This window comes from Kitasatospora sp. MY 5-36, from assembly GCF_001182915.1.
Taxonomy (GTDB): domain Bacteria; phylum Actinomycetota; class Actinomycetes; order Streptomycetales; family Streptomycetaceae; genus Kitasatospora.
Window position 1 is genome coordinate 1 of record NZ_LFVW01001424.1, and the last position, 576, is coordinate 576.

1 protein-coding gene is annotated in these 576 nt (G+C 70.5%); it reads right to left on the reverse strand.

Going from position 1 to position 576, the window contains the following annotated elements:
* The coding region (locus AE652_RS42760) for a condensation domain-containing protein (protein ID WP_049661782.1) at window positions 1–576 on the reverse strand (576 nt) is incomplete at both ends.

The window sequence follows — 576 nt, forward strand, 5'->3', positions numbered from 1 at the left end:
CCAGCATGACCTGGAAGAGCGGGTTGCGGCCCATGGAGCGTGCGGGGTCGAGGACTTCGACGAGTCGTTCGAAGGGGATGTCCTGGTGTTCGTAGGCCTTGAGGGCGGTTTCCCGGGCGCGGTCGAGGAGTTGGGTGAAGGCGGGGTCACCGCTGGTGTCGGTGCGCAGGACGAGGGTGTTCATGAAGCAGCCGACGAGGTCTTCCATGGCGTCGTCGGTGCGTCCGGCGATGGGGGAGCCGATGGGGATGTCGTGGCCGGCGCCGAGGCGGGTGAGGGGGGCGGCGAGGGCGGCCTGGAGGACCATGAAGAGGGAGGCGCCGTTGTCGCGGGCGAGGTGGGCGAGTCGGTCGTGGGTGTCGGGGTGGACGCGGAAGGGGACGGTGCCGCCGCGGTGGGTGGCGACCTTGGGGCGGGGGCGATCGAAGGGCAGGGCGAGTTCCTCGGGGAGGTCGGCGAGGTTCTCCGTCCAGTACGCCAACTGCTGTGCGGCCAGGGAGGTCTGGTCGTGGTCGTCGCCGAGGAGGTCCTGCTGCCAGAGGGTGTAGTCCGCGTACTGCACCGGCAGCGGCTCCC